Here is a 23,190-nt window from a genome sequence, read left to right on the forward strand (position 1 = left end):
TTCGCTGCAATATTGGATTGCCCTATTGACAGGTCATTCTCCCCAATTTATTGAAAGCGCCCAGAGCGAAACGCTCCAACCAGTTTTGCGGAGAGGTGGCAGAGCGGTTGAATGCAGCGGTCTTGAAAACCGCCGTGCCTTTACGGGTACCGTGGGTTCGAATCCCACCCTCTCCGCCATTTACTCCAAGACAGTGCAGAAGCCAGTACAGTAATCGCACGGTGATGTTCTCTGCGTGCTGCCAAGCCGTATCTGTCAGAACGTCATAATCGTCGAAAGGTCACTGATATGAGCGAACTGCCACCCTGCCCCAAATGTGAATCCCCTTACACCTACGAAGACGGCGACTTGCTGATCTGTCCTGAATGCGCCCACGAATGGTCGCTTTCGAATGCACAAGCTGATTCAATTGTTGTTCGCGATTCCAATGGCACGCCACTTGCCGATGGCGATACGGTTTCAGTAATCAAGGACCTCAAGGTCAAAGGTTCGTCAGCTGTCGTCAAAGTCGGGACCAAGGTTAAGGGCATTCGCCTTGTTGACGGTGATCACGATATCGATTGCAAAATCCCGGGGATCGGTCAGATGGGGCTGAAATCGGAGTTCGTAAAGAAGGTTGTTGAATAGGCAACTGAATACAAGTTCGACCAAAAGCAAAAAAAGCGCACCGAATGTGGTGCGCTTTTTCTTTTTATGGGTATTTGCGTCGTAGGGCTTAGTCAGCCCCGCCTGTCCGGAATGTCGTTCCTGGTTTCGGCTTCAAAATACGCTGTATGAAGAGCGTGCCGATTGCCATCCCCACCCCGATCAGATCCGTAATCAGACCGCCGGAGATCATGAACAACGCTGCGATAACAAGCAGAATGCGCAGGAACCAAACCGCTGAACGGCCAAGGAACCAGCCCTGAACGCCAGAAGACAGAAGGAATACCCCCACAACGGCCGTAATCAGCGCCTGACCTATCTGAAGATAACTTCCGTCCATGAGGATGGCAGAGTTGTAGAAGAACATGAACGGTACGATGAAGGCGGCAATACCGATCTTGAATGACGCAACCGATGTTTCCATCGGGTTGGCCCCGGATATCCCGGCCGCGGCATAGGATGCCAATGCCACCGGCGGTGTGATCGCCGAAACCACAGCAAAGTAGAACACGAAGAAGTGTGCCGTAAGTGGTTCAATTCCAAGCTCAATCAGGCCTGGCGCCACCACAGATGCCGCAACCGCATAGGCCGCCGTCGTTGGCATTCCCATGCCGAGCAAAATAGCAATCAGCATGGCGAAGACCAGTGCCAGAAGCTGGGAGGCTTCGGCCAAACCAAGCAGAAGGTTGGAGAAGCGTGCACCAACCCCGGTTAGCGCAATCACACCGACAATAATACCCGCACAGGCACAAACTGCGATGATCTGGATCGACATGCCGCCGGCCAGCTCAAAAGCCTTGGCAACCGACCGTGCCCCCACGCGATTTGGCGTTAACCAACTGACAACGACAGCCGCAACAGTGGCAAGGGTCCCTGCCCTGATTACGGAATAGCCGAGGAACAGTGCGATGATAAGAATGATGATCGGAAGGAACAGGAATACCTTTTTGATCATTACATCAAAGCGCGGCAATTCATCTTCGCGCATGCCGCGCATGCCAAGTTTCGCGGCCTCAAAATCGACCATGAAATAGATCGATACGAAGTAAAGAATGGCCGGAATGACGGCTGCAATAGCGATCTCGGTATATGGAATGCCGGTGATCTCGGCCATGATAAAGGCACCTGCCCCCATAATTGGCGGCATGATCTGACCACCGGTTGAGGCCGCGGCCTCGATCGCACCGGCGGTCTTCTTGTGATAGCCGACCTTTTTCATCAGCGGAATGGTGAGCGAGCCGGTGGCCACCACGTTCCCGGCAGACGTACCATTAATCATGCCCATCAAACCGGATGCAAAGATCGCAACCTTTGCCGGGCCGCCACGGGCACGACCTGCGACCGAGAAGGCAAAGTTCACGAAATAGTCGCCAACCTTGGACGCCTGCAGGAAGGCTGCAAAAATGATGAAGAGAATGATGTAGGTCGACGAAACGGCCGTCGTCGGGCCGAGGATCCCTGCATCGGTGTAAACCTGGCTAAAGAAACGCTGCCAAGTAATAGATGGCGACTGCAGAAACCCTGGCAGGAATTCACCAACGAAAACGTAGATCAGGAAGATGGTTGCAATGACCACCAATGCCAGACCGGCGACCCTTCGGGTCAGCTCCATAATCAGCAATGTGCCGGCAACAGCAGCGATCGAAATCCCGATTGGCGCAAAGGGTGTACCCGTTGAGTTGCGCATCAATGTGCCATAAATCGTGATCAGATAAACAGCGACTGCGAAGGCACAGACGCATAGCACAAAGTCAGGGGCAGAATATTTTTCGCGCGATGTTTTGTGGAACCAGGACAAAACAATACCGCCGACCGTCGCCACCAGAAGCGGTGTTCCGAAAAGCCAGGTTTCATTAAACTTGATTGTCGCGTCAATGCCGTTCCACATCACGCCGTTCTGGATGTCGAGCGCGAAGCTAAACGCCATACCGGTGGCCATGAATGCCGGCACGAGAAGAACATATGACAGATACCCCAAAAGCGGTGTACCTGTGCCCGGGCTGTCATTGAAACTGTTGGCCGAGTACCACAAAAAACCAAGCGCAAGTGCGCCCGCAACGTGAACGATACGGAAGTTCCATGTCTCAAGCGGAAAGTCAGGAAGAAATGGCAGATTAACAATCCCGCCCGTCATACCCGAGAGCGAAACCCCATTCAGTGCAAGCATGTGGAAGGCTGCATAGATTGCAGCGGAAATCGTGATAAAGGTCAGGCCAGTGCCTTCGAAAAGACGTCGGTTATGTTCGACCGGCTCTTCGTCAACACCATCGGCAATAAGGTGTTCGTCTTCCACCTGGCTTTTGTTTGTCATCTGTTCCCCCGCTCTCACGCAAGTTTGTTTTTGGCCACAGGCAAGCTGATAATTGAAAGATGGCGGACCGTCCGCCCGGACAGTCCGCCTTCAAGATGTTTAACAGACAGAAATTAGTGGATCATGTCTGCCGGAATGGATGCACCATTCTCATTGAACCACTTGGCAGCACCCGGGTGCCACTTCATGACCTTGTTCTTGTCCCAGTTTGCCGGAACAGTCGAACGGGCCGCACGGTGGATCGATACCATCCGCTCGTTGTCAGACATCACAACGTCGGTCGCGGCATAAACAAAGCTCTCCGGAAGCTCGCAGTTGGCGATCGCGAAGTTCCACATCGAAACCGAACGCGCCGGTTCGGTCAGCGTGGTGTAAGTGTCTGCAGCAATGTCGAACTCGGATACCGGGAAGGCATCCATGATCTGCTTCTGTTCAGCTTCGGTGAATTCGATGATGTTCACGTCAGTCTGGACTTCAAGCTGACTGACAGCCGGAACCGGAACACCTGCAGCAAAGGCAATCACGTCAAGCAGACCATCCTGCAACTGACCACCAAGGTCGGCCCAGCCACCATTACGACGTTCGAAGTCAACACCGAGTTCCTCAAGCATACGTGGGAAATATGTATCTGATGTTGAACCTGCCGGACCAAAGCCGATTTTGGCACCCGCCGGAATTTCCGCAACCGAGGTAATTCCCGAGGAAGAAAGCGCCGTGATCGAGAACGGTGTCTGATACATCGGGAACATTGCACAGGCGTTGGTCATCTGAAGACCCGGTGCAATCGGGTTCGTACCTGCGAGTGATTCCGCAGCCGGCCCCATCGTTGTCATACCAAAGGCGGCTTCACCGGTATGGACAAGGGCCATGTTCTGCATCGGGCCGCCGGTGACTTCACCGCCACCCGAGATGCCGAGTTCTTCCGCCACAAGGTTCGCCCAGCCAGAACCATACGCGAAATAGGTCCCGCCCTGTGAAGCTGTACCAACGGTAAAGCTTTCCGGCCAGTCAGAACGATCCTGAGCTACGGCAGCAGTGCTCCCGAACGCGAACGCGACCGCCATCCCTGCAAATAATGCGCGTTTCATTAATTTCCTCCGTTTATCGGTATTTTGTGAGAGTTCGCCACAAGTCATTTCCTCATATGGGGAAACTCAAAGTTGATAGCAATGTGGTTCTTAATCAATACCGAAAACAAAGAGATTTCATAGTGATGTCGATCTCTTGTCGGGTGCTACTTTAGTTGCATCCCGCAATGAGAAGACGTTCTGATGGATCAGTTTTTCGACAGCCTTACTCTTCGCGGCGCCAAGTGCTTGTAATCGCGTCAGGCAACCACATTTGTTTAATGTAATGTACTTCTTCCGGAGGATTGCCGCATGTCGCTCAATATTGGTAGCCGGATATTGCTTGCTGCGGCAATGATCGTTGTTACGACGTTCACGGCATTCATCTTTTATTTTGACTATCAGCAACGAACATACATCCAGAATGCGCTTGTGGCTAAATTGACCGAGAGTGGTTCGTTGGCCACTGCCGGCATTTCAAGCTGGCTTGATGGCCGGCGCCTGTTGGTTGAGAGCCTCGCCAACAATATTGCCCGTGACAGTTCCCCCACCAATGTCTCTGAAGTTGCAAGCGGTGAGGCATTTGCCGAGTCATTTATCTTTTCATATTTCGGCAGTGCTGACGGTGTAATGACAATGTATCCACCCGATGATCTGCCGCCCGACTACGACCCGCGCCAACGCCCATGGTATGCAGATGCAGTTTCTGTCGGTGACAGTACGCTTACCGAACCCTACACCGATGCATCCACCGGTCAGCTCATTGTTACGGCAACCACACCTGTTTTTGATGGATCAAACCTTCTTGGGGTTGTTGGCGGCGATATCGATATTGGTATCCTTGGTGATCTGGTTCGCAGCATCGATCTGGGCGGGATCGGATATGGCTTTCTGGTTAATGATCAGGGAACGGTTCTGATCCACCCAAGTGCAGAATTCACCCTTAAACCCCTGCCTGAAGTGTTTCCTGACGACACACCAACGGTAAAGGAAGGCATGGAGAACATCATTGATGGCACAGGCGATCAGTTGTTCACCTTTTTCCGCGTCAACGGCTTGCCTTCTGTAAACTGGTATCTCGGCTTTGCACTTGATCGCGATGCCGCATATGCGTCCCTTACCGAGTTTCGCTACACTGCAATTATTACTGCGATCATTGCCATTCTGGCCATAATGGGCCTGATGGGGCTGCTGGTACGTATTTGGGTTTCGCGGCCGGTTATGAGTATGACGTCGGCCATGACTCGCCTCGCCAATGGTCAGAGGGATGTCGATGTCCCGGGAACGGAACTCAAGGACGAAATTGGCGCAATGGCCGCGGCTGTTCTGGTGTTTAAAAACAACGCTGCAGAAGTGGACCGTCTGGCGAGCGAGAACGAGGCCGCGACTAGGCATGCGGCTGAGGCGCGCAGGCGCGCCATGGAACAAATGGCAGATAATTTCGAGAAGAGTGTTCTTTCCATAGTGGAAACAGTGGCTGACGCGGCCGAAAAAACGCAGTCGGTCGCAACTCAGTTATCTGCCAATGCAGAAGAATCGACGGCCCGTGCCGCCGCAGTTTCGAGTGCAGCGAACATAACAACAGAAAACGTGCAGGCCGTGGCGTCCGCAACCGAAGAGCTTTCTGCTGCCATTCGCGAAATTGGTGCACAGGTTACGCAATCAATCGAAGTTGCGACCGAGGCAGTTTCAGGCGTCAACATTACTTCTGCAACGGTCACAGAGCTTGCCGAGGCCGCTGAGCGGATCGGCAAAGTCGTTGGTCTCATTCAAGATATTGCCGGTCAAACAAACCTACTGGCGCTAAACGCAACCATCGAAGCAGCTCGTGCAGGTGATGCTGGTAAGGGCTTTGCCGTTGTTGCCGGTGAGGTGAAATCGCTTGCCAATCAAACGGACAAGGCTACTGGCGATATTCAGGTTCAGGTAGATGGTATTCAAGGGTCGTCGAACCGTTCAGTTTCCGAAATCAGGTCTATTTCCGGAACGATCGAGCGAATCAACGAATTCTGCAATGCCATTGCAGCCGCGGTTGAGCAACAAGGGGCTGCGACACAAGAGATTGCAGACAGCGTTCAACGTGCAGCATCCGGCACACAGGAAGTCTCGCAAAATGTGTCGGCCGTCTCTGATACCGCCAACATGGTAAGTGAGGAAGCCAACTCGCTCCTTTCGTCTTCCCAGGAATTGCGAAAACTTGCCCAACGTCTCAGGGAAGAAGTTATCGGCTTCCTGAAATCTGTGCGCGACAACGACTAGATAACAAACGGTCACTGGTTTGCATGGTTTGAAACCGTCGTTTTTACCAACCACCGGCCGGATTCCGTCGTGGGCGCATCTTCTCCCTAAAATCCATGTAGTTTTTTATTGCGTAAAATCCCTTACTGCTGCACGATTTGTGCAATGCGGTCGTTAATGGTGATGTGTAACCGTCTGAAACCGCAGTTTTCTTCATAAAACTGCAAAATATCAGTGGAAATGCTCTCGTTGGACAGGCAATTATTGACGGAATGAGAGGCGCTTTGGCGTGTCTTGTGGGGGAGCATCCGATTTCGGATGCTAAGACGAACGAAGAATGAAGACTCTCAACAGGGATAATTTAAACTCGTTATGAGCAAAGACATACCCGCCCTACAGGTCGAAGGGATGTTCAAAAGCTTTGGGGACCATGAAGTTCTTAAAGGAATTGATCTTACGGCCAACACCGGGGACGTGATTTCGATTATTGGCTCGTCCGGTTCGGGCAAAAGTACGTTTCTGAGATGTATCAACCTGCTTGAAACGCCCAATGCTGGCGCTGTTCACGTCAAAGGTGAACTGATCCGCATGAAGAGGCTCAAGGATGGCTCACAGGAAGCCGCCGATAAGAAGCAGCTTCAGCGTATTCGCACCAAGCTTGCGATGGTGTTTCAAAGCTTCAATCTTTGGAGCCACCTGACCATTCTTGAGAATGTCATCGAAGCACCGATCCACGTGCTTGGTGTTCCGAGAAAAGAAGCAATCGAAAATGCAGACGCGTTGCTGCAAAAGGTCGGGATGTATGAACGTCGGGATTATTATCCCGGTCATGTCTCTGGCGGTCAGCAACAGCGTGCGGCCATTGCGCGCGCGCTTGCGATTTCACCTGACGTCTTGCTGTTTGACGAGCCGACATCGGCACTTGATCCGGAACTGGTCGGTGAAGTTCTCAGGGTTATGACCGATCTTGCGGAGGAAGGCCGCACGATGCTTGTCGTGACCCACGAGATGGGCTTTGCGCGCGGTGTATCAAGTCATGTGATGTATTTGCATCAGGGACGGGTTGAGGAATTCGGCTATCCGACCGATGTATTCGAGAATCCAAAATCGGAACGCATGAAGCAGTTTCTTCAGCGCGATTTCTGATTTGGGCAGACCAGGGCCTGGTTGGCTCTGGCCGCAAGAATGGGAGCACGTCGTTGCGCGCCATTCCAATCAACAAGGGAGACTATGAATGAAAAACTGGATCAAGGTTGCATCTGCCGCAGCAATTGGCATTGCACTGAGTGCTTCGGCAGCAAGTGCTGCCTGGGAAAAAGTCGTTATCGCGACCGAGGGTGCCTACCCTCCGTTCAACATGATGGACGACAATGGCAACCTCATCGGTTTCGACGTTGATTTCGCCAACAAGCTTTGCGAAACCGCAAAGATCGAATGCGAAATCGTTGCTCAGGACTGGGACGGCATGATCCCGGGTCTTTTGGCCAAGAAATATGACGCGATCATCGCTCAGATGTCGATCACCGAAGAGCGCAAGCGCTCCATCGATTTCTCCGACTACTACAGCAACACGCCGGCAGTGTTCGTTGGTAAGGACGGCATGAGCATCACCGCTTACAAAGACGGCGAAGTCATGGAAGACGCGCTTGATGGCATGGTGATCGGTGTTCAGCGTTCGACCACGCACGCAAACTTCCTTGAAGACAACTTCCCGGGTATCGAAATCCGCATGTACGGTACCCAGGACGAAGCCCTGCTTGACCTGACCGCTGGCCGCGTAGATGCGACCCTTGCTGACTCCGGCACCCTCGAAGCATGGGTAAACTCCGAAGAAGGCAACGGTTACGGCTTCGTTTCCAACCAGTTCGCACCGAGCGAATGGTTTGGCGAAGGTGCCGGTATCGGTATTCGCAAGGAAGACCAGGACCTGAAGGAAATCTTCAACAAAGCCCTGGCTGAAATGCTTGAAAACGGTTCTTACGAAGAACTGAACAAGAAATACTTCCCGGCGATCGATCTGCATCCGAATTGATCTGCCTAATCTATCCGGGGCGGCGAATTGTTCGCCGCCCCTCCCTTATTGTTGGGTGTTGCTTTTAATCAGGGGTGAAAAGCACGTTCGGCATCAAGGAAAGCTGGAGATACCATGCTTGATTTATACGGCCGCGGCTGGCAGATGCTTGAAGGGGGACTGGTCACAGTTCAGCTTTGCCTGACCGTTTTGCCATTCATGATTGTTATTGGTTTATTAGGTGCCTCAGCAAAGCTGTCGCGCTATCGCACGCTACGTGTGATCGGGGAAAGCTATACCGTTCTTATTCGCGGCATTCCCGAGCTGCTTGTTATTTTGTTGATTTATTTCGGCGGCACCATTGCTGTCCAAAGCCTTGCCGAAGCGATTTCCGGCGAGGAAACCCGCGTGGATATTCCCGCATTCTGGTCAGGTGTTGCTGCTTTGGCCCTGGTTCAGGGTGCGTTCGCATCCGAAGTTTTCCGTGCCGCCATGCAATCGATCCCCATTGGTCAGATCGAGGCCGCGACAGCGTGCGGCATGACACCGATGCAGATTTTCATGCGCATCAAGCTACCGCAACTTTGGCGTTTCGCCCTGCCCGGGCTTAACAACCTGTTTCAGGTTCTGATCAAGGACACCGCGCTTATTTCGGTTGTTGGTGTCGAGGAAATCATGCGAAAGGCCGCCATTGGCGCCGGAACAGAGAAGGCACCGTTTACCTTCTATCTGGTGGCGATGCTTATGTTCCTTTCATTTACAACGGTTTCGCTGCTGGTCTTCAACTATCTTGAAAAGCGGGCTGCCCGCGGTGTGGCGAGGGCGTAGCAGATGTTTGAAGATTTCATATACGTTCTTGGCAAGTACGATACCTGGCTATGGCGCGGCTTTTTGCTGACCATCGAGCTACTGGTGATTTCGGTAACTCTTGGCACGCTTTTGGCCATTCCGTTGGCTGTGGCGCGTGTTTCGAAAAAGGTATGGATACAGGCCCTGCCCTTTGCCTTCATCTATGTGTTCCGTGGAACGCCGCTGATCGGGCAGTTGTTCATGATGTATTATGGCGTCGGGCAGCTGATTGCCAACATCGACGGCATTCAGGATCACTGGACCTGGACCTATCTGCGCGACCCGTATTGGTATTGTCTGCTGACCTTCGTTCTGAACACGGCGGCCTATGTTGCCGAAATCATGCGCGGCGGCATCCAGAATGTGCCGAATGGTGAACTCGAAGCCGCCCGTGCATGCGGTATGTCGCCGTGGATTACGTATCGGCGCATTATCTTTCCCCGCATGTGGCAGATGATCTGGCCAGCCTACACCAACGATGTGATCTTTACCCTCAAGGCGACGTCGCTGGCATCGACCGTCACCATGATGGAATTGACCGGTGCTGCGCGTAAGATCGTTGCGCGTACCGCCCTTCCCTATGAGGCGTTCATATCGGCCGGTGTGATATATTTGATTATCGTTTACTCGCTGACCTTTGGTTTCAAGGGGATCGAACGCTATCTGCGTCGCAGTGAGCAGCGCAGCGAACCCAAAACAGGCAGAGCAAAAGCAGTAACCTCGGCCTAAAAAATTCCCGATCAAACCCGGTATTCGGAGACAGGTACCTGTCGGCGTGGCGTCGAAGGTGCCTTGATCCGGCCGGGTTGATTTGCCCCACGCCACCACCTTTCAGGATTTCGAAATGCAAGAAGAACGCATTGAACTCGTCCGCCCACAAATGGGCACCTCGCGCGCTTTGACCGTGCGGCGCTTTGGCAAACCGGGCCAAGGCCCAAAGGCCTATTTTCAGGCGGCCTTGCATGCCGATGAATTGCCCGGCGTCATAACGCTGCACCATCTTGAGGCACTTCTGAAGGAAGCAGACGCCAAGGGCGACATCACCGGCGAAATCGTTGTTGTTCCCTTCGCCAATCCGATCGGTTTTACCCAGTATGTCGATATGAAGCCGCTTGGCCGCTTCGAAATGCGCAGTGGTCAGAACTTTAACCGTCACTATCCGGATCTGAGTGCAGCACTTATTGATGCTGTTGACGGCAAACTGGGTCAGGATGCCGAGGCCAACGTTGCATTGATCCGGACCGAGTTGCGCCGCCTGATAAAGGAACACCGCAAGGATGTCAGCCCGCTGACAGATCTGCAGGATTTGCGTCTGACACTGGCGGAGCTTGCGATTGATGCCGATTACGTGATGGACCTGCATTGCGACTGGGAAGCACCGATGCATCTTTACATCAGCGACCATAACTGGCCGGATGCAGCGGATCTGTCGGCACAGATTGGATCGGAATGCAGCCTGATCGCAGAAATCAGTGGCGACAACCCGTTTGACGAGGCATTCAGCCGCCCCTGGGTCGAACTTCGCCGTGCCTATGGCGACAAATTCCCGATCCCGATGGCCACACTTGCAACTACGATCGAACTGCGCGGTGATCGCGATGTCTATGATGATTACGCAATCGCAGACGCCGCCAATCTGTTCAAGTTCCTGCAGCGCCGTCGACTGATTGCAGGTGATCCGGGCCCCCTGCCCGAAGCCAAATGTGATGCCACCCCGCTTGCCGGTGTGGATCGCGTGATGGCGTCACATGGTGGCATGGTTGTTTTCGCGGTTGATGCTGGCGCAAAAGTCAATGCGGGTCAGGAGCTCGGCTATGTTCTTGATTGTGAAACCGGCGAGAAAACCCCGTTCTCAAGCCGAACCGACGGGGTGCTGTATTCCCGCATCGGTATTCGGCTTGTCGTTCCGGGCGGATATCTATGCTCGGTCGCGGGTGAAAAACCGCTTGAAGGACGTGAAGGTCAGCTTCTTCTGTCGAAATAGCGCGCCTTTGACGTTTCCGCATTCTGATTGAAACTGTATTTTGAGACGGATCGATTGATTGCCGAATGAAGGTTGGATACCCTTCAGGCCGTCGTTGATCCGTCTTTCTCATTCGGGCCAGATGGTCACCGATTTTGCCGATATTGACGAACCGCGCAGTGCGCGTTGCAAGGAATGTTTGATGTTCGATCCGAAAACTGTTTCAGAAGTCATTTCAGTTGCCAAGAACAAGGCCGTGCCAGATGCCGCGACAGCACGCCGTGCGATTTCTGTTCTGGATTTGACCAGCCTGAATGATGATGACAATGAACAGGTCATCGAAGCCCTGTGCAAACGCGCGCAAACGCCTGAGGGAAACACAGCTGCTGTTTGCGTCTATGCCCCGTTTATCGAAACCTCTTGGCGGGCACTGGGCCAGTCAGGTGTGAAAACCGCAACCGTGGTGAACTTCCCCGAAGGCGGCACCAATGCCCAGCGTGTCGCCGATGAGACCGCAAATTGCGTTTCCAAGGGCGCAGACGAGATCGATCTTGTCTTCCCCTACAAGGCGTTTCTTGATGGCGATGCCGCGACTGCAACGGATGTTGTCGATGCCACGCGCACGGCCTGCGGAACGATGACCACCATGAAGGTCATCCTTGAAAGCGGCGAGTTTGAAGATCTTGGCAAACTTTACGACGCCGCCCGGCTTGCCATCAAGCATGGTGCGAATTTCGTCAAGACATCGACCGGCAAGGTATCTGTCGGCGCAACGCCCGAAGCCGCGGTTGCAATGCTGACAGCCATTCGCGATGCCCGCGACGAGGATGGTATTGATGCCGGCTTCAAGGCATCCGGCGGAGTTAAATCAACCGAGGACGCCGCCCTTTATCTTGCGATTGCCGATCACATCATGGGCGATGGCTGGGCAAAACCGGAAACCTTCCGTTTCGGGGCAAGTGGCGTTTTGACCGCGTTGCTTGAAACCTGTGGTTCCAAACCGGGTGATGCACCGGCTGCGACTGGCAACTACTAGAATTTATGACTATCTGCTGGGCATCGCATTGCCCGGATAAGGTTTGAAGGAAGACATCAATGGCACGTGCCATCATTATCGTGGCGGACAGCTTCGGGATCGGTTCGGCACCGGACGCGGCAAAATTTGGTGACCAGGGTTCTGATACCCTTGGCCACATTGCAGAACAATGTGCCAAAGGCCTTGCCGATAGCGACAAGCGCAGTGGTCCCCTGAATGTGCCGAACATGGTCGCACTTGGTCTTGGCGAGGCTGCCAAGGATGCCACAGGTCGTGTCCCGCCCGGGCTTGATCATGGCGGTGCAATGATCGGCGCATTTGGCCATGCCAAGGAACTATCGCGCGGCAAGGATACGCCAAGTGGCCATTGGGAAATTGCCGGTGTGCCGGTGGATTTCGACTGGGGTTATTTTCCCATGACCGTCCCGACCTTCCCGGCGGAGCTGACCAATGCCCTGATCGAACAGGCCAAGCTGCCAGGCATTCTTGGCAATTGCCATGCATCGGGCACGACCATCATCGCAGAGCTTGGCGAAGAGCATATCAAAACCGGCAAGCCGATTTGCTATACTTCGGCCGACAGTGTGTTTCAGATTGCCGCCCACGAGGAGCATTTTGGCCTCGATCGCCTGTATGAAGTCTGCGAAATCGCCTTCAAACTGGTTGAACCCTACAATATCGGGCGTGTAATTGCCCGCCCGTTCCTTGGTGAAACGCCTGCTGATTTCAAGCGGACCTCGAACCGTCGTGATCTTGCCGTTCCGCCCCATAAACCAACGCTGCTTGATCTGTTCAGCCAATCGGGTGGCACGGTGATTTCGGTTGGTAAAATCGCCGATATCTATGCCCATCGCGGGATCGCCAAAAAGGTCAAGGCGTCGGGGAACATGGCGCTGTTTGATGCCATGATGAAAGAAATCGACGAAGCCCCGGATAACAGCATTGTGTTCACCAACCTGGTGGACTTCGATATGGAATTCGGTCACCGTCGTGATGTCGCCGGGTATGCAAACGCGCTTGAGGAATTTGATCAACGAATTCCGGAACTGCGCGCCGCGTTAAAGCCCGGTGATCTGGTGATCATTACCGCCGATCACGGGTGTGACCCGACCTGGCGCGGCAATGACCATACACGCGAATTCGTGCCGATCCTTGCCTTCGGACCGGCGATTGCGCCAGGACCATTCGGGATGCGCGAAACCTTTGCCGATATCGGTCAAACGGTTGCCGACCATCTCGGGATTGCGCCGCTGGCGACCGGAACGTCTTTCTTGAATGGATAAAGTGGAATGAACTGGCAGTTCGGACAAAGTGAAGCATCAAATTCGCCGATCAGGATCGAGGCGATTGTAGATACGATTTGTCCGTGGTGCTATATCGGCAAGAAGCGCCTTGAAAAGGCGTTGTCACGCGAAAAGCTTGATAACCTTATCATTCATTGGCGCCCTTTCCTGCTTAACCCGGATATGCCGAGCGGCGGCATTGATCGCAAACTTTATCTATCCGCAAAGTTCGGCGGAAGCGAAAGTGCTGAGCGGGTTTACAAGGCGATCGAGGATGCCGGGGCTGCAGTCGGTATCCCGTTCAGGTTTGATCTGATCAACGTAACGCCGGATTCAACGGACTCTCATCGCCTGATCTACAAGGTGTGCGCAGAACGGCCAGCGGTTGGCAATGATTTGGTCGAAGATCTGTTCGTGGCCTATTTCCTTGAAGGTCAGGATATCGGCAATCATGAACTCCTGGCCGATATCGCAGTTCGCCATGGCGAAGACAGAAACGAAATTCTTGAATATCTTGCCGGTGATATGGACCGGGAATTTGTCAGTCAGGAAAACCGGGTCGCGCATCAGATGGGTGTAACCGGTGTACCGTGCTTCCTGTTTAACAGCCGCCATGCCCTGTCCGGCGCACAGGAACCCGATATCCTTCAACGTATGATCCGACTGGCGCGGCAGGAAGAAATTCCGGTCTAAACAAGAGCCCATTGAGAATTGAAAAAGGCGGAATAACAATTTGTTACCCGCCTTTTCTTTATGCGTTTCCTGCGATATCCGAAAGCCGTTTCATCAATCGTTTGAGGCCTTCAAGCCGGTCAGTCGGACCATCCCACCCTGCGGAATAGACGATCTTGTGGTCCGGGCGCAGGCGGGCGACACCAACCTGTTGCTGGATGAAGCCGATCAAACCGGCCGGGTTCGGGAACTCGTTATTCCGAAGCGTGATGAGTGCCCCTTTCGGGCCCGCATCAAGTTTCTCGATATTGGCAACCCGACACCATTGTTTGATGGTGACCACATCCAGAAGGTTTTCGACTTCCTTGGGCAATTTGCCAAACCGGTCAATCATTTCGGCGGCAAACTGGTCGACCTCTTCACGCGATCTCAGTTCAGAAATACGGCGATAAAGACCAAGCCGCACACCAAGGTCCGGCACGTAGCGATCCGGGATCAGAACCGGCATGCCGATATTGATCTGCGGGACGAAACTTGCTTCTTCGGATGCATCAATCTCGCCCTTGGCTTCTGCCACGGCTTCTTCGATCATCTGTTGATAAAGCTCGATCCCGACTTCCTTGATATGGCCGGATTGCTCTTCACCAAGCAGGTTCCCTGCCCCGCGAATATCAAGATCGTGGCTCGCCAGATTGAACCCGGCACCCAAACTGTCAAGGGTCTGCATGACTTCCAGTCGTTTAAGCGCGGTCGCCGTCAGTTTCTTGCCATTGGGCAAGGTCAGATAGGCATAGGCACGCTGCTTGGAACGTCCAATACGGCCACGCAACTGATAAAGCTGCGCCAAGCCGAACATGTCTGACCGGTGAATGATCATCGTGTTGGCGTTTGGAACATCAATACCGGACTCAATAATGTTGGTCGCAAGCAGCAAATCAAACTTACGGTCGGTGAAATCGGTCATGACCTGTTCAAGGTCACGCGCGCCCATCTGGCCGTGCGCCACATCAAACTTGATTTCCGGCACAAGGTTTTGAAGTTCCTTGGCAACCCGGTCAAGTTCATTGACCCGTGGGCAAACATAGAAAATCTGGCCGCCACGGTGGCGTTCGCGCAAGATGGCCTCGCGCACGACAACCGGGTCATAAGGGGTGATATAGGTGCGCACCGCCAAACGGTCTACCGGCGGTGTGGCAATGATCGAAAGTTCCTTCACCCCGGTCAGGGCCAGTTGCAAGGTCCGCGGGATTGGCGTCGCGGTCAGGGTCAGGACATGCACATCGGATTTCAGTTCCTTGAGGCGTTCCTTGTGCTTGACGCCGAAATGCTGTTCCTCGTCAACGATCAGAAGACCTAGGTCCTTGAAATGCACACCCGTACCCAAAAGCGCATGGGTGCCACAGACGATATCGACATGGCCGCTTTCGAGGTTCGCCTTGACCAGTTTGGCGTTCTTGCCAGTGACAAGGCGCGACAGCTGTTCAACCCGCACTGGCAGGCCTTCAAAGCGCTCCTTGAAATTCAGGTAATGCTGCCGGCAAAGAAGTGTCGTCGGCGCAACAACAGCTACCTGCTTGCCCGACATCACGGCGGCAAAGGCCGCACGCATTGCGACCTCTGTCTTGCCAAAGCCAACATCGCCGCAAACGAGACGATCCATTGGCTTGCCAGCCGACAGGTCATCAAGGGTATCGCGGATGGCGCGTGCCTGATCCTCGGTCTCGGCAAACGGGAAACCGGCGCAGAATTCGTCATAAGCACCCTCAGGTGCCTGAAGCATGGCGCCTTTGCGCAGATGACGTTCGGCGGCAACCTTGATCAGCTTGCCTGCCATATCGCGGATGCGTTCGCGCAGCTTGGCCTTACGGGCCTGCCAGGCAACACCGCCGAGCTTATCAAGGATCGAGATCCCCTCGTCCGATCCATAACGCGACAGGACCTCGATATTCTCGACCGGAACAAACAGTTTATCGCCGCCGTCATATTCAAGCTCGAGACAATCATGCGGTGCGCCGCCAGCTGTCACGGTTTTCAGGCCCAGATAGCGCCCGATACCGTGTTCGAGGTGGACAACAAGGTCACCTTCTGAAATCTCGGACGCCTCACGCAGGAAATTGTCGGCCTTGCGACGGCGTCCACCCGGGCGGCTCATGCGGTCGCCAAGGATATCCTGTTCGGTAACAAACCAAAGGCCCTTGCGCCGGAAACCACGTTCGATATCGAGGATGACGACGCCGACATGCTCAAAGGTGAGATCGTCGGTAACATCTTCCCAGCATTCGCAGGTAACGACTTTGCCCACGCCATGCTCGCGCAGCAATGACACGATGCGATCACGCGACCCATCCGAATAGGCTGCGATAACAACCTGATTTTCCTTGCCGCGCTGTGTGGTGATGAAATCACGGAGTTCGTCATACAGATTGACGTCCGCACGCGCACGCACATCGCCGAAATCGCGCCCTGCCCGCGCACCAAGATCGTAAATACCGCGTTCGGGGTTTTCATCATCGTAATAGGGCGAGAATTCCAGAACCGGGCGGTCTGACAACATGCGGTCAAACTCTGCCTGGTCAAGGTAAAGCCGTTCTGGCGGCACCGGTTTATAGACATTGTCGCCCGATAGCCCGCCGCCCTTGATATTGAGACGTGCCTGATAATAATCATCGATCATCTCAAGGCGGTTTTCGATGACCTCGCCATATTGATAATCAAGGCTGATGATGGTTTCGGGCACATAGGCGAATATCGTATCCAACCCGTCATGAAACAGCGGCAGCCAATGTTCCATCCCGCCATATTTCAGGCCGTTGGAAATTGATTCATAAAGTGGATCGGTCTGCGATACCGCGCCAAACAGCTCGCGATAGCTGCTTCGGAACCGCGAAATGCTATCCGGGTCTAGATAGACCTCGCCGACGGGCAACAGGGAAATTTCCTTAACCTTGCCGACGGTGCGCTGGGTTTCGACATCAAAGCGACGGATGCTTTCGATCTCGTCACCAAAGAAATCAAGCCGAACCGGTTCCTTCATGCCCGGGGCAAAGATATCAACAATATCACCACGGACGGCGTAGTCGCCGGGCTCCATCACCTGTTCTGCACGGTTGTAGCCCATGCGCTCGAAATAGGCGGTCAGCTCGGCGCGGTCATATTCGCTGCCAGCCTTGAACGCCAGCTTGCCTTTGCGCATGACCTCAACGGTCGGGACACGCTGCATTGCCGCGGCGGCGGTTGTCAGGACGATACGGCCATTGCCGGCTGCGGACTCCTTGCTGTCGGCAAGGGTTGTCAGCGTTTCGACGCGCCGTGCGGTGACTTCCGAAATCGGTGAGACACGGTCATAAGGCAGGCAATCCCACGCCGGCAGCGTCAGGACTTCGATTTCACCGGCGAAGAATTGCAATGCCTCCGCCAGTTGGGCCATGCGCTTGTCATCGCGCGCCACATGAAGAACGGTCTTGTTCTTGCCCGCACTATCAAGCAGTTCACGCAGGATCAGGGCGTCTGCGCCTTCCGGCACACCGCCTACCCGTTTGCGACCGTTGGTCGATATGATTTCTTTGAGTTTGTTCAATGTCTTGTCAGGCGTTGCTCAGGTCCCGGATCATGCGCAGGACATCCGTGTCATACTGTGCAGGTGCCGCTTCCTTGCCGGTTGCCCATTTGAAGAAATCGGCATCCGGTACTTCATTGATCAGGATTTCAAATCTATCAAGCTGTTCTGCCGTCAGGGTCGCCAGATGCTTGTCCATGAAACGCCCCATCAGGATATCGTTCTCCTTGGTGCCACGATGGCTTCCACGAAACAGCAGCTTTTTACGGCGCATTTCAAGGCCCGATACGGTGTCGGTCATTCTTCGATCTCCTGACTTCCTGTGCAGTCCCTTGGGGAAGGCCACTGCAGCCTGTTCTGTGGCATGGTTTGTACGGCAAAATCTCCTACGGGTCCATGCCGTGATCGGGTCATTTTGTATCAAATGATGACTTGATGGTTGTGGCGGGATAGTTTTGTTGTATACCCGTGCCATAAACACAATTGTTCTATTAACGTTCTCATCGAAAGTTTCAACGAAAACCGACATGCGCCCGGAAATTCTGTTCCCGCTTTTTGCTGAAATCGACACGCTGGCCGGTATCGGTCCGCGGTTAAAGCCGTTGGTAGCGCGCCTGATTGGCGGGGAACATGTCGCCGACCTGCTTTGGCACTTGCCATCGGGCATTATTGATCGCCGGTTTTCGCCCGACCTTTCGGACACCATTGACGGGTCGGTCGTCACCATGGATGTCTGGGTCGAACGCCATGAGCCCGCGCCCAATCGTCGTCGCCCCTATCGCGTGATCTGCAAAACGCAAAGCGGTACACTTGTACTGGCGTTTTTCAATGCGCGGGCCAAATACCTTAATGACGTTTTGCCGGTCGGTGAGAAGCGGATTGTTTCGGGCAAGATCGATCATTATCGCGGGGAATATCAGATCACTCATCCCGACCGGATTGGTACAGAGGCCGAGCGTGCTGAAATCCAGACGGTCGAGCCGATCTATCCGATGTCGGCCGGGGTTACGGGCAAGACGCTGACCAAGGCGGTGCGCGGTGCGCTTGAAACGCTTCCCGATTTGCCAGAATGGCATGACCCGGCACTGGTCGCGCGCCACAAATGGCCCGATTTGAAAACGGCACTCTACACCATCCACAATCCGCAAGATGAAACGGACCTGTCACCCGATCATCCTGCCCGCAAGCGACTTGCCTATGACGAGTTGTTGGCCAATCAACTGGCCCTGACATTGATCCGGGCAAAGATGCGCAAGCTTGGCGGGCGTGTAACCAAGGGGGATGGACGCCTGCGTGCAGCACTTGGTGATCACCTGCCCTTTGCCATGACCGGTGCGCAGCAACGCGCACTTGGCGATATCTATGACGATATGGCAAGCGAAGGCCGCATGCTCCGCCTGCTGCAAGGCGACGTTGGTTCGGGCAAGACCGTGGTCGCGTTGATGGCGATGTTAAATGCGGTTGAATGTGGACGTCAGGCCGCCCTCATGGCGCCGACTGAGATCCTTGCCCGCCAGCATTTTGAAACCATTTCGCCGCTTCTGGAGAAAATCGGGATCAAATGCGCCATTCTGACAGGCCGCGATAAGGGCAAGTCACGCAAGGCTGCGCTTGAAGGTTTTACCAATGGGGACGTCCAGATTGCGGTTGGAACGCACGCTCTGTTTCAGGATGACGTGATGTTCCACGATCTTGCCTTTGCGGTTGTCGATGAGCAGCATCGCTTTGGCGTGCATCAGCGCCTTATGCTGGCTGGCAAAGGTCAGGCGGTTGATGTGTTGGTCATGACCGCGACACCTATTCCACGTACGCTGACCCTGACCGCCTTTGGCGATATGGAAGTTTCCAGGCTGGATGAAAAACCACCGGGGCGTAAACCGGTTGATACCCGCGTACTGCCGATCGACAAGGTAGATGATGTCATTTCCGGCATCGGGCGTGCGATGCGCAGCGGCACCAAGATTTACTGGGTGTGTCCACTGGTCGAGGATTCCGAGGTTCTGGATCTGCAAGCCGCCGATGAACGGTACCGGGTACTGGCAGAGCTATTTGGTCAGGATCATGTTGGCCTTGTCCATGGCAAGATGAAGGGCAAGGAAAAAGACGAGGTGATGGAAAAGTTCGCCAATGGCGACACATCCATCCTTGTTGCAACCACTGTGATCGAGGTCGGTGTCAACGTGCCCGAAGCAACGATCATGGTGATTGAACATGCCGAGCGTTTTGGCCTTGCCCAGCTTCATCAGCTTCGCGGGCGGATTGGCCGTGGGGATGCGGCATCGACCTGTTTGTTGCTGTATGGCAGTCCGCTTGGACAGGTTTCCAAGGCGCGTCTCAAAATCATGCGCGAAACCGAGGACGGGTTCATCATCGCCGAAGAAGACCTGAAACTTCGCGGCGCGGGCGAGGTTCTTGGCACCCGTCAAAGCGGCCTTCAGGAATACCGGCTGGCCAATCTTGAGCTACATGGTGATTTGCTGGCGATTGCGCGCGATGATGCCCGCCTGATCGTTGATCGCGACCCCGATCTGCAGAAGGCGCGCGGCGATGCATTGCGTCTGTTGTTGTACCTGTTTGAACGCGACGAAGCGGTTCGATATTTCCGTTCCGGATAACAAAGAACAAAGGGCGCACCGGTTGGATGCGCCCTTTTCAGTATTTCATGCCATTTGATACAATGGGATCACGCGTCTTCGGGCGTTTTACCGTCTTTTGACTTCGGCTCGGACGTTTTGGATGTTTCCATCCGGGCCGGAATGTCGCGCGACACCAGAATCGGAACGTTTTCCTTTTCACGCAACGTATCGACATCCTCGTAGGTCTTGGCGGCGACCTGCGGATGATTGCGTTGTTCGGCCGGGCGACGGTCCGGCGGGGTTACGATACCGCCTGACATCACCATTTTAATGGCCTCTTCGACCGTCATATCAAGGATGACAACATCCCGGCGCGGAACGAACAGCAAAAAGCCCGATGTCGGGTTTGGCGTGGTCGGCAGGAAGATGTTGATGACCTTGTCTTCGGTCAGGTTTTGCACCTCACCTGTGGTCTCGCCGGTGATAAAGCCAATCGCCCACATCCCGCGGCGTGGGTATTCCAGAAGAACCGCCTGACGAAAAGCATTCGACTGGTTGGCGAGAACCGTTTCGAGGATCTGTTTAACGGCACCATAGATGCTGCGTACCGCCGGAATACGGCCAAGAATCCGTTCGTAAAGCTTAATTAACGCCCGACCGGCAAAGTTGGTCGTGAACCAGCCAACCACGGTGATGAAAACGATAATAACCAACAGGCCAAATCCGGGGATCCCGTATTCCTGATAACCGACAGGAAGATAGGATTCCGGATTGTAATGCGCCGGGATCAGCGGGATGACTTTGCTGTCGACGAATTCGATAAACCACCAGGCAAGCCCGAAGGTAATCGCAAGAGGCGCGCTGACCAGCACACCAGTAAGGAAATAGGCTCTTATCCGGGCAAACATACCTGGGCTTGGGAGGACGTGCTCCGAACCTTTGTTTTCCGGATCATCGTTGTCGTCGCGCTTGGCGTTCATTGAGCACCTGTGCAGAAGAGCCAAATGTCAAAAGCCGAAACTTGAGATTAGTCTTTGGCTTTTGGTCATTGTACGTGAGAATATGGCAAAGCTGGGACTTAAAGCCGGGTTATTCCCGCTTATTAAAGTGATAGCAGTATTCAAGTTTGCGGTGCAACCAACAAACCGTAATTTGCAGATCAGAATTGTTGTGGAGACGTTTTGCAGGTCTGGATTGTTGAATATATTTACGATGATGACGGTTCGGTCGGGATAAAGACGGCCAAGGTACGTGCTCCTGATTACGAAACCGCACGGCAGTTCGCCATCGGTGACGCGCCATCGAAAGATTTTGTGATGTCACTCCATCCGGAATCCGAAGAACAGTTTCTTGGCACCCCCGGTATTCGGGCCCGAGAAATGACCGGCAAGGTCGTGCATGAGGTCCCTGACCCGGACGATGATTTGGAAGAAGACGATGACGATTACTGAACTTGATCAGCGAACCTTTTTACCGCGTCCTCTCGTCGGTGTTGGTGCCGTTGTCTGGCACAAGGACCATGTTCTTTTGATCCAACGCGGCAAGGAACCGCATGCCGGCACCTGGAGCCTTCCGGGCGGTGCGCAGGAGCTGGGCGAAACGGTGCGCGATGCTGTTTGCCGCGAAGTTCTGGAAGAAACCGGGGTCAAAATCTCAAGCCCGATCCTGGTCGATGCGGTGGACATGATTTCCACCAATGATGACGACAAGGTCGAATATCACTACACGCTGATTGATTTTGTCGCGGTGGCGCTTAATCCCGATATCACGCTTGGCGGTGATGCGGCTGACGCCAAGTGGGTCAGTGTCAAGGAAGTGACCAAATACGCGCTTTGGAACAAGACCATTGAAGTTATTGCGAAATCACGTGATGTGCTCTCATCCGGGTGACCCACTGACAATCTGAGCAAGACCAACGGAATGAGAAAAAGGCGGCACCCATTAGGATGCCGCCTTTTGATTTGGTCTATTTAAGCTTTGTTACGCTGCTGAGTGCTGCGTCAGGACGCTTTCCTGAATTTTCTTGAAGGCGCGTGCTTCAAGCTGACGGACGCGTTCACGGCTGACACCGAAACGTTCACCAAGCTTTTCCAGCGTGATCGGATCATCACTGAGGAAACGGGCCTTGATGATTTCCTGTTCACGTTCAGGCAATTCGCCAAGTGCGTTTTTCAGCATGCCGTTATGAAGAACACGTTCTTCGGCATCGGCAACCAGTGCTTCTGGGCTCGGTGCGTCAGACGACAGGGTATCGAGATATTCCATCCCCTCGTCTTTCGGCATCGGAGTGTTAAGCGAGAAATCGCGCGCCGCAAGACGGCGGTTCATTTCAAGCGCTTCACGACCGGTCACACCAAGTTTTTCGGCAACCTGATCAGCTTCCTCTGGCGAAAGTTCGCCATTGTCATAAATGTTAAGCTGACGCTTGGCTTTACGCAGGCTGAAGAACAGTTTCTTCTGCGCCGCCATGGTGCCGAGTTTGACCATCGACCAGCTTTGCAGGATGTATTCAGTCACCGCAGCACGGATCCACCACATCGCATAAGTCGACAGGCGGAAACCACGTTCCGGATCGAACTTCTGCACGGCACGCATCAGGCCGGTATTGCCCTCCGCGACAAGGTCTGCCATCGGCAGGCCGTAACCGCGATAACCAAACGCGATTTTGGCAACAAGACGCAAGTGACTGGTAACAAGTTTGTGGGCAGCCTCGGTGTCATCATGGTCCTGATAACGGTGGGCCAGCATGTATTCTTCGTCCGCCGTAAGCATCGGGAATTTCCAGACTTCACGGAGATAGCCCGAGAAACCCTCTTCCTGGGAAACAGCAGGTAATTTAATGGCGCTCATTCTATGTCCTCCTGAGAGGTTTGCACGTCGGCATCTATTCTTAATACGGAGTCCGTCAGAAGCTAGATGACGTGCAAACACTATCGGTTGTGAATTAATTCACGTGGACGACCGGATTTTGTCAGAAAAGAAG

Annotated in this window: 19 protein-coding genes and 1 tRNA gene; 14 read left to right on the forward strand and 6 right to left on the reverse strand. The window is 54.0% G+C overall.

Annotated elements, in window-relative coordinates; genetic code table 11:
• Positions 1 to 89: 89 nt before the first annotated feature.
• Positions 90 to 179: transfer RNA gene (locus IT893_RS08840), tRNA-Ser, on the forward strand.
• 109 nt (positions 180 to 288) lie between these two features.
• Complete coding sequence (locus IT893_RS08845) at positions 289 to 627, forward strand: zinc ribbon domain-containing protein YjdM (RefSeq protein WP_197147483.1); 339 nt, start codon at positions 289 to 291, stop codon at positions 625 to 627.
• 88 nt (positions 628 to 715) lie between these two features.
• On the opposite strand, the gene IT893_RS08850 is transcribed toward IT893_RS08845, so the two are convergent.
• Positions 716 to 2,956 carry a TRAP transporter fused permease subunit gene (locus tag IT893_RS08850; protein WP_197147484.1) on the reverse strand — a complete coding sequence of 747 codons (2,241 nt, stop codon included), beginning with the start codon at positions 2,954 to 2,956 and terminating at the stop codon, positions 716 to 718.
• Positions 2,957 to 3,069: 113 nt separating this feature from the next.
• On the reverse strand, positions 3,070 to 4,044 hold the full coding sequence (locus IT893_RS08855) for a TAXI family TRAP transporter solute-binding subunit (protein ID WP_197147485.1): 975 nt from the start codon (positions 4,042 to 4,044) through the stop codon (positions 3,070 to 3,072).
• 291 nt (positions 4,045 to 4,335) lie between these two features.
• Between IT893_RS08855 and IT893_RS08860 the strand changes: the two genes are divergently transcribed.
• The 9 genes from IT893_RS08860 to IT893_RS08900 all read left to right on the forward strand — a co-directional run bounded on the left by IT893_RS08860 (position 4,336) and on the right by IT893_RS08900 (position 14,096).
• Positions 4,336 to 6,282, forward strand: coding sequence for a methyl-accepting chemotaxis protein (locus IT893_RS08860; RefSeq protein WP_197147486.1), 1,947 nt, complete (start codon positions 4,336 to 4,338; stop codon positions 6,280 to 6,282).
• A gap of 363 nt (positions 6,283 to 6,645) precedes the next feature.
• Complete coding sequence (locus tag IT893_RS08865; RefSeq protein ID WP_349678267.1) at positions 6,646 to 7,407, forward strand: ATP-binding cassette domain-containing protein; 762 nt, start codon at positions 6,646 to 6,648, stop codon at positions 7,405 to 7,407.
• Positions 7,408 to 7,495: 88 nt separating this feature from the next.
• The gene (locus IT893_RS08870) at positions 7,496 to 8,293 is read left to right on the forward strand and encodes a transporter substrate-binding domain-containing protein (RefSeq protein WP_197147488.1); all 798 of its coding nucleotides are present in this window, start codon (positions 7,496 to 7,498) and stop codon (positions 8,291 to 8,293) included.
• A 114-nt stretch (positions 8,294 to 8,407) separates the two neighbouring features.
• Positions 8,408 to 9,100: an ABC transporter permease gene (locus tag IT893_RS08875; protein WP_008891030.1), complete on the forward strand. Its 693-nt coding sequence runs from the start codon at positions 8,408 to 8,410 to the stop codon at positions 9,098 to 9,100.
• A gap of 3 nt (positions 9,101 to 9,103) precedes the next feature.
• Positions 9,104 to 9,850, forward strand: coding sequence for an ABC transporter permease (locus tag IT893_RS08880; protein WP_197147489.1), 747 nt, complete (start codon positions 9,104 to 9,106; stop codon positions 9,848 to 9,850).
• 115 nt (positions 9,851 to 9,965) lie between these two features.
• Positions 9,966 to 11,105 (forward strand): succinylglutamate desuccinylase/aspartoacylase family protein, encoded by a 1,140-nt coding sequence (locus IT893_RS08885; RefSeq protein ID WP_197147490.1) that lies wholly within the window; start codon positions 9,966 to 9,968, stop codon positions 11,103 to 11,105.
• 181 nt (positions 11,106 to 11,286) lie between these two features.
• A complete protein-coding gene (gene deoC, locus IT893_RS08890; RefSeq protein ID WP_252724120.1) occupies positions 11,287 to 12,120 on the forward strand; it encodes a deoxyribose-phosphate aldolase in 834 nt (277 codons plus the stop codon).
• A 59-nt stretch (positions 12,121 to 12,179) separates the two neighbouring features.
• On the forward strand, positions 12,180 to 13,403 hold the full coding sequence (locus tag IT893_RS08895; protein ID WP_197147492.1) for a phosphopentomutase: 1,224 nt from the start codon (positions 12,180 to 12,182) through the stop codon (positions 13,401 to 13,403).
• A gap of 6 nt (positions 13,404 to 13,409) precedes the next feature.
• Positions 13,410 to 14,096 (forward strand): DsbA family oxidoreductase, encoded by a 687-nt coding sequence (locus IT893_RS08900; RefSeq protein ID WP_197147493.1) that lies wholly within the window; start codon positions 13,410 to 13,412, stop codon positions 14,094 to 14,096.
• A 58-nt stretch (positions 14,097 to 14,154) separates the two neighbouring features.
• On the opposite strand, the gene mfd is transcribed toward IT893_RS08900, so the two are convergent.
• Positions 14,155 to 17,652 carry a transcription-repair coupling factor gene (gene mfd, locus IT893_RS08905; protein WP_197147494.1) on the reverse strand — a complete coding sequence of 1,166 codons (3,498 nt, stop codon included), beginning with the start codon at positions 17,650 to 17,652 and terminating at the stop codon, positions 14,155 to 14,157.
• Positions 17,653 to 17,659: 7 nt separating this feature from the next.
• The gene (locus IT893_RS08910; protein ID WP_197147495.1) at positions 17,660 to 17,932 is read right to left on the reverse strand and encodes a succinate dehydrogenase assembly factor 2; all 273 of its coding nucleotides are present in this window, start codon (positions 17,930 to 17,932) and stop codon (positions 17,660 to 17,662) included.
• A gap of 226 nt (positions 17,933 to 18,158) precedes the next feature.
• On the opposite strand from IT893_RS08910, the gene recG reads away from it, so the two are divergent.
• Positions 18,159 to 20,246 carry an ATP-dependent DNA helicase RecG gene (gene recG, locus IT893_RS08915; protein WP_197147496.1) on the forward strand — a complete coding sequence of 696 codons (2,088 nt, stop codon included), beginning with the start codon at positions 18,159 to 18,161 and terminating at the stop codon, positions 20,244 to 20,246.
• 68 nt (positions 20,247 to 20,314) lie between these two features.
• Here the strand turns inward: recG and IT893_RS08920 are convergent, their stop codons facing one another.
• Positions 20,315 to 21,187: a DUF502 domain-containing protein gene (locus IT893_RS08920; protein WP_008891021.1), complete on the reverse strand. Its 873-nt coding sequence runs from the start codon at positions 21,185 to 21,187 to the stop codon at positions 20,315 to 20,317.
• Positions 21,188 to 21,388: 201 nt separating this feature from the next.
• Between IT893_RS08920 and IT893_RS08925 the strand changes: the two genes are divergently transcribed.
• Both IT893_RS08925 and IT893_RS08930 read left to right on the forward strand, forming a co-directional pair.
• Positions 21,389 to 21,658, forward strand: coding sequence for a hypothetical protein (locus IT893_RS08925; protein WP_120224738.1), 270 nt, complete (start codon positions 21,389 to 21,391; stop codon positions 21,656 to 21,658).
• Positions 21,645 to 22,097 (forward strand): NUDIX hydrolase, encoded by a 453-nt coding sequence (locus tag IT893_RS08930; protein WP_063089598.1) that lies wholly within the window; start codon positions 21,645 to 21,647, stop codon positions 22,095 to 22,097. Before IT893_RS08925 ends, IT893_RS08930 begins: the two co-directional genes overlap by 14 nt.
• A gap of 90 nt (positions 22,098 to 22,187) precedes the next feature.
• Here IT893_RS08930 and rpoH read toward each other — a convergent pair whose 3' ends face one another.
• Entirely contained in the window at positions 22,188 to 23,057 is an 870-nt protein-coding gene (gene rpoH / locus IT893_RS08935; protein ID WP_008891018.1) for an RNA polymerase sigma factor RpoH, read from the reverse strand.
• Positions 23,058 to 23,190: the final 133 nt, after the last annotated feature.

It is taken from the genome of Thalassospira sp. A40-3, assembly GCF_015871485.1.
GTDB classification, from domain to species: Bacteria; Pseudomonadota; Alphaproteobacteria; order Rhodospirillales; family Thalassospiraceae; genus Thalassospira; species Thalassospira tepidiphila.

Bases quoted from the DNA above. Each gene is read 5' to 3' on its own strand.
- IT893_RS08885 (WP_197147490.1), top strand. From the start codon at position 9,966: ATGCAAGAAGAACGCATTGAACTCGTCCGCCCACAAATGGGCACCTCG.
- deoC (WP_252724120.1), top strand. From the start codon at position 11,287: ATGTTCGATCCGAAAACTGTTTCAGAAGTCATTTCAGTTGCCAAGAAC.
- IT893_RS08930 (WP_063089598.1), top strand. From the start codon at position 21,645: ATGACGATTACTGAACTTGATCAGCGAACCTTTTTACCGCGTCCTCTC.
- IT893_RS08920 (WP_008891021.1), bottom strand. From the start codon at position 21,187: ATGAACGCCAAGCGCGACGACAACGATGATCCGGAAAACAAAGGTTCG.
- rpoH (WP_008891018.1), bottom strand. From the start codon at position 23,057: ATGAGCGCCATTAAATTACCTGCTGTTTCCCAGGAAGAGGGTTTCTCG.
- IT893_RS08845 (WP_197147483.1), top strand. From the start codon at position 289: ATGAGCGAACTGCCACCCTGCCCCAAATGTGAATCCCCTTACACCTAC.
- recG (WP_197147496.1), top strand. From the start codon at position 18,159: ATGCGCCCGGAAATTCTGTTCCCGCTTTTTGCTGAAATCGACACGCTG.
- IT893_RS08880 (WP_197147489.1), top strand. From the start codon at position 9,104: ATGTTTGAAGATTTCATATACGTTCTTGGCAAGTACGATACCTGGCTA.
- IT893_RS08895 (WP_197147492.1), top strand. From the start codon at position 12,180: ATGGCACGTGCCATCATTATCGTGGCGGACAGCTTCGGGATCGGTTCG.
- IT893_RS08900 (WP_197147493.1), top strand. From the start codon at position 13,410: ATGAACTGGCAGTTCGGACAAAGTGAAGCATCAAATTCGCCGATCAGG.
- IT893_RS08870 (WP_197147488.1), top strand. From the start codon at position 7,496: ATGAAAAACTGGATCAAGGTTGCATCTGCCGCAGCAATTGGCATTGCA.
- IT893_RS08855 (WP_197147485.1), bottom strand. From the start codon at position 4,044: ATGAAACGCGCATTATTTGCAGGGATGGCGGTCGCGTTCGCGTTCGGG.
- IT893_RS08850 (WP_197147484.1), bottom strand. From the start codon at position 2,956: ATGACAAACAAAAGCCAGGTGGAAGACGAACACCTTATTGCCGATGGT.
- IT893_RS08860 (WP_197147486.1), top strand. From the start codon at position 4,336: ATGTCGCTCAATATTGGTAGCCGGATATTGCTTGCTGCGGCAATGATC.
- IT893_RS08875 (WP_008891030.1), top strand. From the start codon at position 8,408: ATGCTTGATTTATACGGCCGCGGCTGGCAGATGCTTGAAGGGGGACTG.
- IT893_RS08910 (WP_197147495.1), bottom strand. From the start codon at position 17,932: ATGACCGACACCGTATCGGGCCTTGAAATGCGCCGTAAAAAGCTGCTG.